Consider the following 14,838-nt stretch of genomic DNA (forward strand, 5'->3'; position numbering starts at 1 on the left):
CGGTCAGAGCTGCAGCAGAGCGTAGGGCTTTCCCGTCGGCTTCTCGATGTGCATCGCGACGTTGAAGACGGGGATGCCGGCCGGCGTCTTGCCCTCGTAGCGCCCCCGGTGGGCGTGGCCGTGCACGACCGACGTCACCTTAAATCGGTCAATGGTCTCCGCGAGCCGCGAGCAGCCGAGGAAGGGGTAGATCTCCTCAGGCTCGCCTTCGACCGTCTCGGAGATCGGGGCGTAGTGCAGCACCACCATGGCGCGCTTGCTGCGCACCTGCCTGAGGCCGTTCTCCAGCAGCATCGCTTCGTTCATCGCCTCGTTGACGAAGCTCTTGGTGGCGCTCTCCCCGAAGGAGCCCAGCATGCGCCGGCCGAATCCGCCGCCATAGCCTTTCACGCCCACGAAGCCGACGCCCTTGACCTCGCAGGTCTGGCCCTCGAGCAGGATCACCCCCGCCTCCCGCAGGATGCGCCGCAACGCCTCCACATCGCCGCACTCATGGTCGTGGTTGCCCAGCACCGCGATGACGGGGATCGAGCAGGCCTTCAGGTCCGCTGCGAGAAGCTCGGCCTCGCGCGCCTTGCCGAGGTCGGTGAGGTCCCCGGCCAGGACCAGCGCGTCCGCCGCCTTGGAGATCTCCCCGAACATGTCGCGATAGGCGCCGGGCGACGTCTCCTTGACATGCAGGTCGCCCACGGCCGCGACCGTGATCCGTTCGACGGAGCCGTCGGCGCCGTCTTCACTCATTGCGCCACTCGCCTTCTCCTCCGACATCCGCAAAACCCCATTCCTTGACGTCGATCTCGTAGTCGATGCGCGAGAACATGCGGCCGCGGCAGACCTTCATCTGCGGCGGCGGCAGCTGGCGCTGGTTGGACAGCCGGTCCAGGAGCTCGTCGACGATCCAGCGCGGGACTTTGTCGCGCTCGGTCGGGTAGACCCACCGGAAGTTCAGGAGATGGATGAGCAGCACCTCCCAGTGGACCTCCATGTGGGCCAGCAGGCGGCGCCAGTCGATCTGGTCGTGGGCCTTCAGGATGGTGTGCGCCACGTCGGCCCCGTCATAGCGGTGCCGCAACTGGATGAAGCACTTGGAGTAGACGAGCTCGGTCGGCCCCACGATCCGGACCGGCAGGCCCATCACCTCGATCTGGCGGGCGTGCTCGAACCAGGAATCGCCGACCGGCATGGTGCTGTTGGAGGAGGCGAAGATCACGTCGAAGAAGTGCTGGCCCTTGTAGACCTTGCCGAGCCAGCGTTCGTCCTCGATCTCCACCGCGTAGCCGATCGACTGAAAATGGGCCAGGATGCGCTGGTAGTCGCCGGCCTTGCAGAAGATGTCGAGGTCCTTGGTGGGCCGCGAGATCCCCGTATAGGCGCTGAGCGCATAGGTTCCGGCCAGCAGATAGGGCGTGCCAAGCTGCGTCAGCTCGGTCAGCGCCTCGATGTAGAAGGCCTCGGCTTCAGGATGCTTCAGCACCGGAGTGGCTTTGGCGTCCATCAGTTGCGCGCCTAAAGATTCGGATCTGGACGTGAGGGGAGCCTTCGGATCCTGGGGCGTGGCCATGGCGTGTTCCGGTCACGGCGCTCGCCGCCGCTCGTCTCAACACGGCCCCCGATCCTGCGGTTCCGTCCTGCCGGGGTCGGCCGGGCGGCCCGCTCAGGCCGCCTGCCGCGTGAGCTCGATGAGCAGGCCTTCGTGCCCGCGCAGGGTGAGCGCGCCGCCCACCGGATTCGCCGGAACCTGCGCCAGGGTGGAGACGAGCACGTGGCCGCCCTGCAGGTGGTCCGGCAGGTGGACCGTCTGGGGATCTCCAGTGAGGTTCAGCGCGGCCATGACCCGCTCGTCGCCGGCCTCGCGCAGATAGACGAACACCTCGTCGGTGACCAGAACGGGCGCGTAGCGTCCCACCATCAGGGATTTCCTCTCTCGCCTCAACGCGATGAGATTGCGGGTCAGGGTCAGGATCGAGGCGGGTTCGTCCCGCATCGCCGCGACGTTGCGTGAATGCCAGTCCTGGTTCAGCGGCAGCCAGGGCTCGACGCTTGAGAACCCGGCGTTCGGCGACCGGTCCCACGGCATCGGCGTACGCGACGGGTCGCGGCCGATGCCGATCCCCGGCTCGTTCTTCTCCCAGGGGTCCTGCACCCGATCGCGGGGGATGTGCACGGCCGGCATCCCGAGTTCGTCGCCGTAATAGAGGGTCGGCGTCCCGCGCAGGGTCAACAGCAGCATGGCGGCGACGCGCGCCTGGGCCTGCCCGACGCGAGCGGCGATGCGCGGCTGGTCGTGGTTGCTGAGCACCCAGTTCGGCCAGCCGCCCTCCGGCAGCTTGCCCTCATATTCCCGCACCAGCGCCTCGATGTCGCGCGCCCGCCACGTCGTGTGGATGAGCTGGAAGTTGAACGGCAGGTGCGCGCCCGTCAGGTCCGGGCCGTAATAGGTCACCAGCCGCTCGATCGGCAGATAGATCTCGCCGATCAGCACCCGGTCCGGATAGCCGTCCAGGACCTTCCGCATGCCGGCGATGACGCCGTAGATGTCCGGGTGGTCGGCCGAATGGATCTGCAGCAGCCTGTTGATGGCCGGCTGGCCGGGCGTGTAGCCCGGATTGGGCGGGTTGTCCCGCATCTCCGGGTCCTTCATCAGGTGCCAGATCACGTCGACCCGGAACCCGTCCACCCCCCGCTCCAGCCAGAAACGCAGCGTGTCGAACATCGCTTCGCGCAGCTCGGGGTTGCGCCAGTTCAGGTCTGGCTGCTCCTTCAGGAACGCGTGGTAGTAATACTGGCCCGTCGCCTCGTCGAACGTCCACGCGCTGCCGCCGAAATTGCTGATCCAGTTATTGGGCGGCCCGCCGCCCGGGGCCGGATCGCGCCAGATGTACCAGTCGCGCTTGGGGTTGGTCCGCGACGACCGGCTCTCCCGGAACCAGGCGTGCTGGCTCGACGAGTGGTTCGGCACAAAATCGAGGATCAGCTTGAGACCGCGCTCGTGGGCCTCGCCCACCAGCCGGTCGAAATCGGCCAGCGAGCCGAAGAGCGGATCGATGTCGCGGTAGTCGGCGACGTCGTAGCCGCCATCCGCCATGGGAGACGGATAGATCGGCGAAATCCACAGCGCATCGACGCCGAGCCACGCGAGGTGGTCGAGCCGGCGCCGGATCCCCTCCAGGTCCCCGACCCCGTCGCCGTTGGTGTCCTGGAAGGAGCGCGGATAGATCTGATAGACGATCCCGCGCTTCCACCATGTCCGCTCAGCCATGCGGTTCTCCTGAAGGCGATGCCGGACGGGCTCGGGCGAGCCGTCCTGGCGTCGTGAACTGTTCAGCGTCCGGGGCGAATGCGGCGCCGGCCCGTCCGGTTCCACCCGGGGTCTCGGAACCTGTGCTTCGCATTCCGGGTTCTCAGCCGGCGGACCAGCCTGCGGGCGGGAGATGATCGGAACATGACGACGTGGCGCAGCGAGGCCGCGGCTGGCAGGCGTTATCCTGTCGGCGCGGAACTGGTCGAGGGAGGCGTGCACTTCCGCGTCTGGGCTCCGCGCGCGCGATCCATCGCGGTGGCCGTCGAGGACGGCCCCGTCATTCCCCTCGCATCCGAGCCGGAAGGCTACTTTTCCGGGTTGGTCGCCGACGCCGGCGCGGGCCTGCGCTATCGATACGAGGTCGACGGGGAGAAGCGCTATCCGGACCCGGCCTCGCGTTTCCAACCCGAGGGTCCGCATGGGCCGTCGCAGGTGATCGATCCGGCGCGCTACCGCTGGCGCGACGCCGACTGGGCCGGCGTGGAGCTGCATGGGCAGGTCCTCTACGAACTCCATGTGGGGACCTTCACTCCAGAAGGGTCCTGGGCGGCGGCGGCCTTGAAGCTGCCCTTTCTCAAGGAGCTCGGCGTCACCGTCATCGAGATGATGCCCGTCAACGAGTTCCCGGGCCGCTTCGGCTGGGGCTATGACGGGGTCGACCTGTTCGCTCCAACGAGACTCTATGGAAGTCCCGACGACCTGCGCGCCTTCATCGACGCCGCGCACGGCCTCGGCATGGGAGTGATCCATGACGTGGTCTACAACCACTTCGGGCCGGACGGCTGCTACCTGAACTGCTTCGCGCCCTATACGTCGGACAAGCACGCCAACGAATGGGGCGAGTCGGTCAACTTCGACGGCGAGGGCGGCGCCGGCGTGCGCGAGTTCGTCCTGGCCAATGCGGCCTACTGGATTGACGAGTTCCATTTCGACGGACTGCGCGTCGACGCCACCCAGGCCATCATGGACGATAGCCCGGAGCACATCCTCGCCGGCCTCACCAAGGCCGCCCGCGAGGCCGCGCCGGGCCGGAGCGTGATCATCGTCGGCGAGAACGAGCCCCAGCACGCGCGCCTCATGCGTCCCTTCGACATCGGCGGCTATGGTTTCGACGCGCTCTGGAACGATGATTTCCACCACTCCGCCATGGTGGCGCTCACGGGCCGGGCCGAGGCCTATTTCAAGGACCATGAGGGCTCGCCGCAGGAGTTCGTCTCCGCCGCCAAATACGGCTTCCTCTTCCAGGGCCAGTTCTACGCCTGGCAGGCCAAGCGCCGCGGCGCGCCGGCGGGCGGCGTGCGGCCGGCGCAGTTCGTGATGTTCCTGGAGAACCACGACCAGGTCGCCAACCACGCTCCCGGCGAGCGCCTGGTCCGGCGCACCAGCCCCGGCCGGCTGAGGGCCGCGACGGCGCTGACGCTGCTGATGCCCGGAACGCCGATGCTGTTCCAGGGCCAGGAGTTCGGCTCGACCAAGCCGTTCATCTATTTCGCCGACCACACGCCGGACCTGGCCGAATTGGTCCGCCACGGCCGGCGCGGCTTTCTCGACCAGTTCCAGAGCGTCGCGGACGAGGCCGGGCTGACGCTGCTGTCCCCGGAAGACCCTGCCGCCTTCGAGGCCTGCAAGCTCGACTGGGACGAATGCGAGCGGAACGTCGCGACCCTGGCGCTTCACCGCGACCTGCTGCGGTTGCGGCGTGAGGATCCCGTCTTCGCCAGCCAAGGCGCGCTCGGCGTCGACGGCGCGGTGCTGGGGCCGGAGGCGTTCCTGCTGCGGTTCTTCGGCCAGGACGGCGACGACCGGCTCCTGCTGGTCAATTTCGGCCGCGACCTGGTGCGGTCATCGCTGGCCGAGCCGCTCGCGGCGCCGCCGGAGGGTCGCCTGTGGCGCTGCCTTTGGTCCAGCGAATCGCCGGCCTATGGGGGAGCGGGCACGCCCGTGATCGAGAGCCCGACCCATTGGCGCATCCCCGGCCATGCCGCGGTGGCGCTGTCCGGCGCGCCGGCCGAGGCGGGCGAGGCCGAGCCTCAGCCGGCCTGAACGTCCTTCACGGTCAGGGGCAGGCCCGCCACCATGAAGAGGACGCGATCGGCCCGCGCCGCCACGCGCTGGTGAAGCCGGCCGGCTTCGTCCCGGAAGGCGCGGGCGAGACGGTTCTCCGGCACGATGCCGAGCCCGACCTCGTTGCTCACCATCACGACGGGCGCGCGGATCCGGTCGAGCGCGTGGTCGAGCCGCTGGACGGCGTGCCCGATGTCGTGCTCGCCCAGCATGAGGTTCGTGAGCCACAGGGTCAGGCAGTCGACCAGGATGGGCTGCGGCTCCGCGCCGAGGTCTTCCAGCGCGCCGGGCAGATCGAGGGGCGCTTCGCGCGTCAGCCATCCCGGCCCGCGGCGGTCTTTGTGGAGGGCGATGCGCTCCTCCATCTCGGCGTCGAAGGCTTGGCCGGTCGCGACGTAGCGCCACGGCCCGGGTTCCGCCGTGACGAGCTCTTCGGCGCGCCGGCTCTTGCCGGAGCGCGCTCCGCCGAGGACGAAGGTGAGGGGAGGCAGCGACATCGCGGCCATGCAAACCCCAACCGCCCGACGCTGTCCAGCCTTGCCGTCGGGGGCGTTGCCACCCGGCGTCGAGGCGATAGTCTCCGCCCAACCCAAGCGCGAGGCGGAACGCCGAAGCGCCAAGCCGGAGGAACACCATGGCCGCCATCCGCACCGTCGTGACAGGCTTCTACCGGATCCCGCTCCCGGTCGTCCTGACGGATTCCACCCACGGCGAGATGAGCGCCTTCGAGCTCGTGACCGCCCGCGTCGCCGACGCCGAGGGCCACGAAGGGGTCGGCTACACCTATACGGTCGGACGCAATGGCGGCGCGGTGGCCGACATCCTGTCGCGCGAAATCGCCCCGATCGTGGCCGGCCAGGACGCGGACCGGATCGAGCATCTCTGGCAGCACCTGTGGTGGGCCCTGCATTATGGCGGCCGCGGCGGCCCGACCGTGCTGGCCATCTCGGCCTTCGACATGGCCTTGTGGGACCTGAAGGCCCAGCGGGCCGGCGTCCCGCTCTGGGCGCTGCTGGGCGGGTTCGACCCGCGCGTGCCCTGCTACGCCGGCGGGATCGACCTCGACCTGCCGCTCGACAAGCTGCTCGAGCAGACCGACGGGAATCTCGCCAAGGGCTTCCGGGCGATCAAGATGAAGGTCGGCCGGGCCCGCCTGTCGGAGGACGTCCAGCGGGTGGCGGCGATGCGCGAGAAGCTGGGAGACGGCTTCCCGCTGATGGTGGACGCCAACATGAAATGGTCCGCCGACCAGGCGATCCGCGCCGCGCGGGCCTTCGCGCCGCACGACCTGACCTGGCTGGAGGAGCCCTGCTCGCCCGACGACATCGCCGGCCACGCGCGCGTGCTGCGCGAGGGCGGCCTGCCGATCGCGACGGGCGAGAATCTCCGCTCCCTGTGGGAGTTCCGGAATTACGTCGCCGCCGACGCGGTCAGCTATCCCGAGCCGGACGTGACGAATTGCGGCGGAGTCACCGCCTTCATGAAGATCGCCCATCTGGCGGAGGCCTTCGGACTGCCGGTGACGTCGCATGGCGCGCACGACGTCACCGTCCACCTGCTGGCCGCCTGTCCGAACCGGTCCTACCTGGAGGCGCACGGTTTCGGCCTGGAGCGCTACATCGCCCACCCGCTCCGGATCGAGGACGGGATGGCGCTGGCCCCGGATCGCCCCGGCCACGGCGTGGAGTTTGATTGGAAGGGCCTGGACGCGCTGAGCGCCTGACCTCCGCCGGAGCCTGCGCCCGCCTGTCTCGAAGCGGAACGCCGCGTCCCATCCGGGCGCGGCCGCGGGGGCGGATCAGCGCCTTTCGAGACACAACTTAGGGTTGTTAAACACAAAAGCCCTGGCTCGCGGATTGCTGCTTCAGCCTCGAACGAGAACCGGCCCTGTCGGCCGGCGCGATTGAGGCTGGCGCATGCGTATCCTTTCCGTGTTCGGGACTCGTCCCGAGGCCATCAAGATGGCTCCCATCGTGCGGGCCCTGCGGGCCGCTCCCGGCGTCGAGTCGCGGGTCTGCGTGACCGGCCAGCACCGCCAGATGCTCGACGAGACGCTCGCGATCTTCGACCTGCGCCCCGACGACGACCTCGACATCATGACCGGCGGGCAGACGCTGGCCGACATCTCGGCCCGGGTCCTGACCGGTCTTGACCCCATCATGCGGTCGTACCGCCCCGACTTCGTCCTCGTGCAGGGGGACACCGCGACCAGCACGGCCGCCGCGCTCTCCGCCTTCTTCAACCGCAGCCGGGTCGGCCACGTGGAAGCCGGCCTGCGGACCGGCGACATGGCCAGCCCGTGGCCCGAGGAGGCGAACCGGCGCGTGACCGCCGTCGTCACCGACCGCCATTACGCCCCGACCGAGAAGGCCCGCCGGGCGCTGCTGGCGGAGGGCTATCCGGGCTCGTCCATCCTGGTCACCGGCAACTCCGTGATCGACGCGCTGCTGCTCGTGGCCGAGGACGTCACGGCCCCCGGCCCTCAACGCCGGGCTTTGGAGGAGCGGTTCTCCTGGCTGACGCCCGGCAAGCGCCTCGTGCTCGTCACCGGCCACCGCCGCGAAAGCTTCGGCGACGGCTTCATCCGGATCTGCCAGGCCCTTCGCGCCCTGTCGGCCCGGGAGGACGTGCAGATCGTGTACCCGGTTCACCTCAACCCCAATGTGCGCCAGCCCGTTTTCGACATCCTGTCCGGGATCGAGAACATCCACCTCATCGAGCCGCAGGACTATCGCAGCTTCGTCTATCTCATGACCCGCGCCAGCCTGATCCTGACGGACTCCGGCGGCGTGCAGGAGGAGGCGCCCGCCTTGGGCAAGCCCGTGCTGGTGATGCGCGACACCAGCGAGCGCATGGAGGCGATCGAGGCCGGGGTCGCGAGGCTGGTCTCGACGGACCCCGACGCCATCGTGGCCCATGTCCACGACCTCCTGGACGACCGTCGCCGCTACGCCGCCATGGCGCAGGGCGCGAACCCGTTCGGCGACGGCGCGGCCGCCGAGCGGATCGTCGAGGATCTGATGATCTGCTGCGGCCATCCCGCCGCGCTGCGTCCCGCGATCCGCCGTGAGCGCCTGATGGCCGCCGTCGCGGTCTGAGCGCCTCGGGGCTGCGTCGCGCTCACACGCGGCGCATCGGCCCGCAATGGTCGATCACCTCGAACCCGCCGCCGACATTCACCGTATGCGCGCCGGTGTCGCGCGCGCCCATGGGCCTGAGCGTGGCCAGCACGGTCTGGGCGTAGCCCTCCGGGTCCAGCCGGTCGACGCGGCAGACGGAGATTCCGGCACCGTAGCCGGCGCGGCAGTCCTGGGCGGGCCTGAGCAGGGCGCCCCCGCGGCGCTCCATGAAGCCGGCCGGCCGGGCCGCGCGCGCGTCCACCAGCACAGGATTGGCCGGGTGCGGCCGCCAAGGCCCGCGAATGTCCTGCGCCATGAACAGGCTGAGGCAGTCCCAGCTGGTCGCGCCCCGGGCGCTGTCGCTGGCGAACAGCCAGAGCCGGCCGTCATGCTCGGCCAGGGTGACGTCCGACAGCTCGACATCCTGAAACAGCACCGCTTCCAGGGTCCAGACGTCTGGAAAGCGCTCCGCCCGATAGAGTTCGACGGTGCGGTTCTGGTAGGTCTCCGGGATCATCCAGATCTGGCCGTCGCGCCGGAACACCATCGGGTAGGAGAGGTGGTACGGCCGTTCCAGGACGGTCCGCAGCGTGCCTGGCGTCCCGTCCGGCCCGATCGTGAACACGGCGATTTTTCCGATCGGGTCCGCATAGGCGAAGACTTCGCAGAAGACATGGACGACGCCCTCGTGCTCGAGGACGAATGGATCGGCCGCATAGTCCCCGGCCCCCGTATCCAGCCAGCGATATCCGTCCGCTGGCCAGGCCAGCCTGTCCAGCACGCCGTCGCCGGTCGCGACGGGACGCCAGCCGATGCGCCAATGCGCCGGGCGCTCCACGCGCTGGCGCAGCTTGCGCATCGCGCCCTGCGCGAGATGCCGCGCCGCGAAGGCGAGCGGCCGCCCGGGCTTCGCGTCCGGCGGCGCCCGGAACGGGACGGCCGGGCCGCTTCCCGCGGCGTCCCGCACCGCGGCCGCGATCAGGACCGCCGTCCGCGCCAGCACGGCGTCGAGGCTGGTGGACAGCAAGGCCGGCCGCAAAACCGCCGCCTCGCCCCGCTGGGCGACGAGGCGCTCCGGCCCCCTCACGATCTCGATCGTCGGCGGGCGCTCGCGCAGCAGCGCGTCAAAGAAATGGTTCCAGTCGGGCGAGCCGTCGAAGCGGGGCTGCAGCACGGGCGTGCCGTCGCCGAGGTCGTCTGAGCCCGTCAGGTCCACGACGAGATTGTGTCCGCCTGGGGCCGCCGCCTCCGGCGCGGCGGTGGGATCGAGGCTCTCCAGGACCCTGCCGAAGACGTGGCGCTCGAACCAGGCCAGGAGCCGCAGCTCTGGCGGCAAGATGTCGGGCCCGGTTCCGGGCAGGACATCGATCTCGTGACCCTGCGCGGAGAGCCGGTCGATCAGGTCGGCGTGCCAGCGCAAGGTCAGGCGACCTGGCAGCCGCAGAGCGATCCTCATTTGACATTCTCCCCGCCGCGCCCACGGTGCGAGACGGCGGGACAGAATAGCCATAAGAACAGATGGAACACAACATGCGCAATGCTCGCCCGTTCCGCCGTAGATCTTCGGCTTTCAAGCACAAATCAGCCCGTGCCAGTGGAGCGGAGATCAGCCCCGGCCACGGGGGCCACGCCATGGCCTGCACGCCATGAACCAACCTCAGGTTGAATAAGGCATGCCGGTTGCAGCCTTCCCGTCGCAACAACGGGAATGACCCATGTCCGAGCAGATCCAGCCGGTTTTCAGCCCGACGCCGTTCCGAAGCAGGACGGGGGCGGCGCGAAGCGTCCGGAGTTCGCACAGTTACGGCCGCGAGACCCCGGCGAAATACTGGGATCTCCCAAGGGCCAGGTCCCGCTTCGGGGCGCGAGCGGCCAAGCGGGCGCTGGATCTTGCCATCGCGACGCTCGGGCTCGTCGCCATCTGGCCGCTCCTCCTGGTCATCGCCCTTGCGATCAAGCTCGACAGCCCTGGGCCGGTATTCTTCCGGCAGAGGCGGCACGGGCTCGACCACGCGACGTTCCGCATCCTGAAATTCCGGACCATGACCACCATGGACGAGGCCGGCCACGGGCCGCAGGCGGCTCGACACGATCCGCGCGTGACGCGCCTCGGTCGCTATCTGCGGCGCTTCAGCATCGATGAGCTGCCCCAGCTGATCAACGTGATCCGCGGGGACATGTCGCTGGTGGGCCCGCGTCCCCACGCCGTCGCGCACAATTATCTCTATGAGGCGCAGCTGCCCGGTTATGCGCGGCGCCATTCGGTCAAGCCCGGAATCACCGGCTGGGCCCAGGTGCACGGCCTGCGCGGCGAGACGGACACGCTCGACAAGATGCGCGCGCGGGTCGAGCGGGACCTGGAATATGTCGAGATCTGGTCCCTGCGGCTCGACCTCAAGATCCTGGCCCTGACCCTGTTCTCTCTCCGGCCGTACCGCAATGCGTTCTGAAAGCCGCGCCGCCCGCCGGTCGGCCTCGGCCGCGAGCCGCTCGGCGCTGGCCAGCGCGGGGCTCGCCGCTTCGCCCGATCTTTCAGCCCCGTGGCGCGCCGAGGATGATCGTCCGCTGGTCGCGACGGTGCTGGCCTGGGGCGTCGGCGTGGCGCTGCTGTCGCGCTTCGTCCTGTCGGAGAACCTGCTCAACGCCGTGATCGACTATTCGAGCGACGGCGGATCGGTGCTCGAGAAAATCCATGTCGGCACCTATCTGGGCGTCGGCCTCCTGGCGTTGGCGCTGCTGACCACCCGCATCGCGCTGCTTCCCGCCGAGGTGCGGATCCTGCGCCAGTTCGGCTGGCTGGTGGCGGTGATCGCCGCGCTCACGGCTGTCGTCGTCCTGGCGGGCAACAGCGTGTCGGCCGGGTTCCTGGTGGACACCTATGTGAGTTCGGCGCTCGCCTGCGCGCTGATGTTCGTGCTCCCGCCCGACAGCCGGCGACGCATCGGCGACGCCCTGCTGATCTTCATGGCGCTGAGTTCGCTCGTCGCCATCGCCGAGAAGGCCGTCGGCCTGCGGCTCTTGCCCTATCCGTATGTGGAGAACGGCTTCCGCCCGACCGGCCTCACCTCGCATCCGCTCGTGGTGGGGCTGTTCAACGCCGGCTCGATCGCCTTCGTGATGGCCACCCGGTGGCCCGGCTGGGCCAAGGCCGCCGCCATGCTCCTGCTGGTCATGGCCGCCTTCGCGGCGGGCGCCCGGACCGGCGCGCTTCTGGCGGCCGCGGTGGCGCTGGTCAGCGCCCTGACCATGCCGCTTTCCAATCCCGATCCGGCGCAACGGCTGAAGACGCGCGGGCTGATCCTGCTGGGCCTGGTCTGCCTCATACCGATCGCGCTGCCCGCGATGGCGCAGCTGGGGCTGCTCGAGCGCTTCATCACCGACGGCTATGTCGATGACAGCGCCAATGCGCGCGTCGAGATCTACCGCATCTTCGGTCTCGTCGACTGGCGCGACATCCTGCTCGGGGCGGACCCGCTCTGGATCAAGAAGCTCGCCTTCGAGAAGCTCGGCTTCGAATTCATCGAGAGCCCGGTCGTGATGTTCGTGTTCCAGTTCGGCGCGCTCGGCGCGGCGGCCCTGTTCTGCACGATCCTGCTGAGCCTGTGGCGGCTCGCCGCCGGCTCGGACTGGCGCGCCGCGCTCGGCGTCGTCGCCTTCCTGCTCTGCGCGCTCTCCAACAACACCCTGTCCTCCAAAAATCAGGCGATCGTCATGATGGTTGTTCTATGCCTCGCCTACCGGCGCGACGACGCGCCCGGCCGCGGATGGCCGGCATGATCGGGCTCGATCGCAGGCAGGCGCTCGCCGGACTGGCGGGCGCGGCGCTGGCGGCCGCCGCCGGCGGCAGGGCCCATGCCGGGGCCCCGCTGTTTCGCCGCGGCGCCAGCATCCACAACATGATGAACTGGGCCAGGGTGGAGCCGGCCGACAAGGACCGGTTCGCCTTTCCGCCCTTCGCGGGCAAGACCTACGAGACGCCGGACGCGATCCTCATCAACCTGGCGAAGGCCGGGATCGACTTCATCCGCCTAACCGTGGACCCTGGCCCCTTCCTGCAGTTCGAGGGCGAGCGACGCTTCGCGCTCGACGCCATGCTGCGCGCCGCCGTGCGCCGCCTGCTGGACCACGGCTTCGCGGTGATCGTGGACTTCCACCCCGTCAGCCAGGTCCCGGCCTATGCGCCTGAACTGATCACCAAGGCGATCGACGGCCCATTGTTCCTGGCCTATGCGGAGCTGATGGCCCGAACCGCCGGCCTGCTCGCCGAGATGCGCTCGCCCCGGCTGGCGCTGGAGCTCATGAACGAGCCGCAATATGGCTGGGACGGGGCCACCGCGGCGCGCTGGCAGGCCATGCTGGTCACCCTGCACGCGAAGGCGAGGGCGGCGGCGCCGCTCCTGCCGATCGTGCTCTCCGGGGCCCGGGGCGGCGACAAGGACGGCCTGCTCGCGCTCGATCCCGCGCCGTTCCGCGGCAGCGACGTGTGGTGGACGTTTCACTACTACGCCCCGCACGTCTTCACCCACCAGGGGGTCAAGGGAGACCAGGGCGAATCACGCTATTGGCGCTATTTGTCGAACCTGCCCTATCCGGCCGGCGGGGGAGACAGGGCGGCCGTGCTCGACCGCATCGCCCGCAACGTCGCCGAGGATTCCAGCCTCAACGTGCTGCAGCGCGGCGTAGCCTTGCGGGGCGCGAAAGCCGCGGCCACGGCCTACATGGACTCCGGCTTCGACCGGCGCGCCGTCTGGCGCGACTTCCGCGCCGTCGCCGACTGGGCGTCGCGCCACGGTGTCGACCCGGCCAGGATCCTGTTGGGCGAGTTTGGAGTCACGCGCACCTATGGACCGTACAGGGCCTCCGACGACGCGGCGCGCGAGTCCTGGCTCACTGACGTGCGCGTCGAGGCGGAGGCCAACGGCTTCGCCTGGGCGATCTGGGCGGTGACGGGCTATGGCGGCATGGCCCTGGTCGAAACCGACGACGCGGTCTCCTTCGATCCGGTCCAGCTGCGCGCGCTGGGCCTGCGCGTCAGCGCGTGACGGCGGGTCGGCCCGCCACCTCCAGATAGAGCTCGCGCAACCTGTCGGCGAAGCGGCCGATCTCGTAGTGCTCCTCGAACATCCGGCGCGAGGCGCGCTGGGCTTGCAGCAGCCGCTCCGGATCCTGGAGCAAATCGGCGAGCGCCGCCGCGATCGCATCCGGGTCGAGGGGGACGACCGCTCCCGTCACCCCCTCGATCACGATGTCCGGGATGGCGCCGACATCCGACGCCACCAGGGCGGCGCCGGCGCAACCGCCCTCCAGCAGGGTCAAGGGCAAGCCCTCGACGCGGGAGGGCAGGGCCACGATGGCGGCTTCGCGCATCAGCCGGTGCACGGCCTCGCTGTCGACCCAGCCGGTGAAGGACAGCTTGGCGTCGAGCCCCGCCGCTGTCGCCTGCGCGCGATAGGGCGCAAGCTCGCCGTTGCCGGCCATCACGCACCGCCAGTCGCCATGGAGGGCGTCCAGCCGCTGCAGCGCCGCGATCATCAGGTCGGCGCCTTTGCGCGGGCCCACTTCGCCGGCGAACAGGATCAGAGGAGGCTCTTGATGCGGGCGCTCGGCGGGCGGTCCGGGCGCGAAGTCCGGAATGCCGTTCGGGATCACGACGATCCTGTCGGGGCGCGCCCCCAGCGTGCGCGAGAAGAAGGGCGCGAAATGCCGCCCGAGCACGACGATCCGGTCGGCGCCGCGCGCCATGCGGCCCAAAGCCCGATACCAGGGCGGCGAGGCGGCCTGGTCCTCCGGCGTGACCATGCCGTGGAAATGGATGATGACTCTGCGCCCGGCGAGCCGCGCCAGCCAGGCCAGCACGGCCTTGCGATACGCGCTGCCATGCGTCGAGTGGTTGAGGTGGACGATGTCGGGCCGAACCGTCGCCAGCGTCCACAGGAACGCCATCAGGCGGAGCGGGAAGGCCGGTAGCCAGCGCCACCCCGCCGCATCTCCGCGCGCCGCGAAATAGGAGATCTCGACCCCCTCCATCCCGCGCGCCGCGACCACCTGGCGCAGATAGAAATACAGACGATCGATGCCGCCCTGGCCGTGCGACCCGGTCGGGGTCACGACCAGCGCCCGCATTGGGCGCGCGGTCGGCTGTGTCGAAGGGTCCAACTGTGTGATCCGTCCATTGCTCCGGGCTGTTCTACGCCGCCCGCCTTAAGGTCCCGTTGAAGTCGGCCGCGTTGCAACCCTGGATAGGCATATCGCTTGCTGGCTTCCCACCAGGATCGCCGCCGCGGCCGCCAAGCGTCTCAAACCGGGACGCTTCAGGGTCTCGCCGGGGCGGCCTGGGCTTCACCGCCCATGATC

Annotated in this window: 12 protein-coding genes; 6 read left to right on the forward strand and 6 right to left on the reverse strand. The window is 69.6% G+C overall.

The features are described 5' to 3' along the window. Nucleotides 1-3: 3 nt before the first annotated feature. From ABEG18_RS01330 to ABEG18_RS01340, 3 genes are all read right to left on the reverse strand, one after another. Nucleotides 4-741, reverse strand: coding sequence for a metallophosphoesterase (locus tag ABEG18_RS01330; RefSeq protein WP_406856302.1), 738 nt, complete (start codon nt 739-741; stop codon nt 4-6). Beyond that, nucleotides 734-1,495 (reverse strand): nucleotidyltransferase family protein, encoded by a 762-nt coding sequence (locus ABEG18_RS01335; RefSeq protein WP_406856303.1) that lies wholly within the window; start codon nt 1,493-1,495, stop codon nt 734-736. Before ABEG18_RS01335 ends, ABEG18_RS01330 begins: the two co-directional genes overlap by 8 nt. Nucleotides 1,496-1,654: 159 nt before the next feature. After that, entirely contained in the window at nt 1,655-3,259 is a 1,605-nt protein-coding gene (locus tag ABEG18_RS01340) for an alpha-amylase family glycosyl hydrolase (RefSeq protein WP_406856304.1), read from the reverse strand. Between the two features lie 183 nt (nt 3,260-3,442). On the opposite strand from ABEG18_RS01340, the gene treZ reads away from it, so the two are divergent. Then, the gene (gene treZ / locus ABEG18_RS01345; protein ID WP_406856305.1) at nt 3,443-5,344 is read left to right on the forward strand and encodes a malto-oligosyltrehalose trehalohydrolase; all 1,902 of its coding nucleotides are present in this window, start codon (nt 3,443-3,445) and stop codon (nt 5,342-5,344) included. Here the strand turns inward: treZ and cobU are convergent. Then, nucleotides 5,332-5,871: a bifunctional adenosylcobinamide kinase/adenosylcobinamide-phosphate guanylyltransferase gene (cobU, locus tag ABEG18_RS01350; RefSeq protein ID WP_406856306.1), complete on the reverse strand. Its 540-nt coding sequence runs from the start codon at nt 5,869-5,871 to the stop codon at nt 5,332-5,334. The genes treZ and cobU overlap by 13 nt on opposite strands. Before the next feature lie 128 nt (nt 5,872-5,999). On the opposite strand from cobU, the gene ABEG18_RS01355 reads away from it, so the two are divergent. Together ABEG18_RS01355 and wecB are read left to right on the forward strand one after the other, a co-directional pair. Beyond that, complete coding sequence (locus tag ABEG18_RS01355) at nt 6,000-7,088, forward strand: mandelate racemase/muconate lactonizing enzyme family protein (RefSeq protein ID WP_406856307.1); 1,089 nt, start codon at nt 6,000-6,002, stop codon at nt 7,086-7,088. Nucleotides 7,089-7,281: 193 nt separating this feature from the next. After that, nucleotides 7,282-8,463, forward strand: coding sequence for a non-hydrolyzing UDP-N-acetylglucosamine 2-epimerase (gene wecB, locus ABEG18_RS01360; protein WP_406856308.1), 1,182 nt, complete (start codon nt 7,282-7,284; stop codon nt 8,461-8,463). A 22-nt stretch (nt 8,464-8,485) separates the two neighbouring features. Here the strand turns inward: wecB and ABEG18_RS01365 are convergent, their stop codons facing one another. Continuing rightward, entirely contained in the window at nt 8,486-9,940 is a 1,455-nt protein-coding gene (locus ABEG18_RS01365) for a formyl transferase (RefSeq protein WP_406856309.1), read from the reverse strand. A gap of 259 nt (nt 9,941-10,199) precedes the next feature. Here ABEG18_RS01365 and ABEG18_RS01370 point away from each other — a divergent pair, with 259 nt between their 5' ends. Genes ABEG18_RS01370 through ABEG18_RS01380 form a run of 3 tightly spaced genes read left to right on the forward strand, consistent with a single transcriptional unit; the run spans nt 10,200 to nt 13,526 of the window. Continuing rightward, entirely contained in the window at nt 10,200-10,934 is a 735-nt protein-coding gene (locus tag ABEG18_RS01370; RefSeq protein WP_406856310.1) for an exopolysaccharide biosynthesis polyprenyl glycosylphosphotransferase, read from the forward strand. Next, nucleotides 10,924-12,261 (forward strand): VpsF family polysaccharide biosynthesis protein, encoded by a 1,338-nt coding sequence (locus tag ABEG18_RS01375; RefSeq protein ID WP_406856311.1) that lies wholly within the window; start codon nt 10,924-10,926, stop codon nt 12,259-12,261. Before ABEG18_RS01370 ends, ABEG18_RS01375 begins: the two co-directional genes overlap by 11 nt. Continuing rightward, nucleotides 12,258-13,526, forward strand: coding sequence for a glycoside hydrolase family 5 protein (locus tag ABEG18_RS01380; RefSeq protein WP_406856312.1), 1,269 nt, complete (start codon nt 12,258-12,260; stop codon nt 13,524-13,526). Before ABEG18_RS01375 ends, ABEG18_RS01380 begins: the two co-directional genes overlap by 4 nt. Here the strand turns inward: ABEG18_RS01380 and ABEG18_RS01385 are convergent. Continuing rightward, entirely contained in the window at nt 13,516-14,592 is a 1,077-nt protein-coding gene (locus ABEG18_RS01385) for a glycosyltransferase family 4 protein (protein ID WP_406856313.1), read from the reverse strand. The two genes, ABEG18_RS01380 and ABEG18_RS01385, sit on opposite strands and share 11 nt — an antisense overlap. Nucleotides 14,593-14,838 lie beyond the last annotated feature (246 nt).

Source organism: Alsobacter sp. KACC 23698 (genome assembly GCF_045348435.1).
Lineage (GTDB): Bacteria > Pseudomonadota > Alphaproteobacteria > Rhizobiales > Beijerinckiaceae > Alsobacter.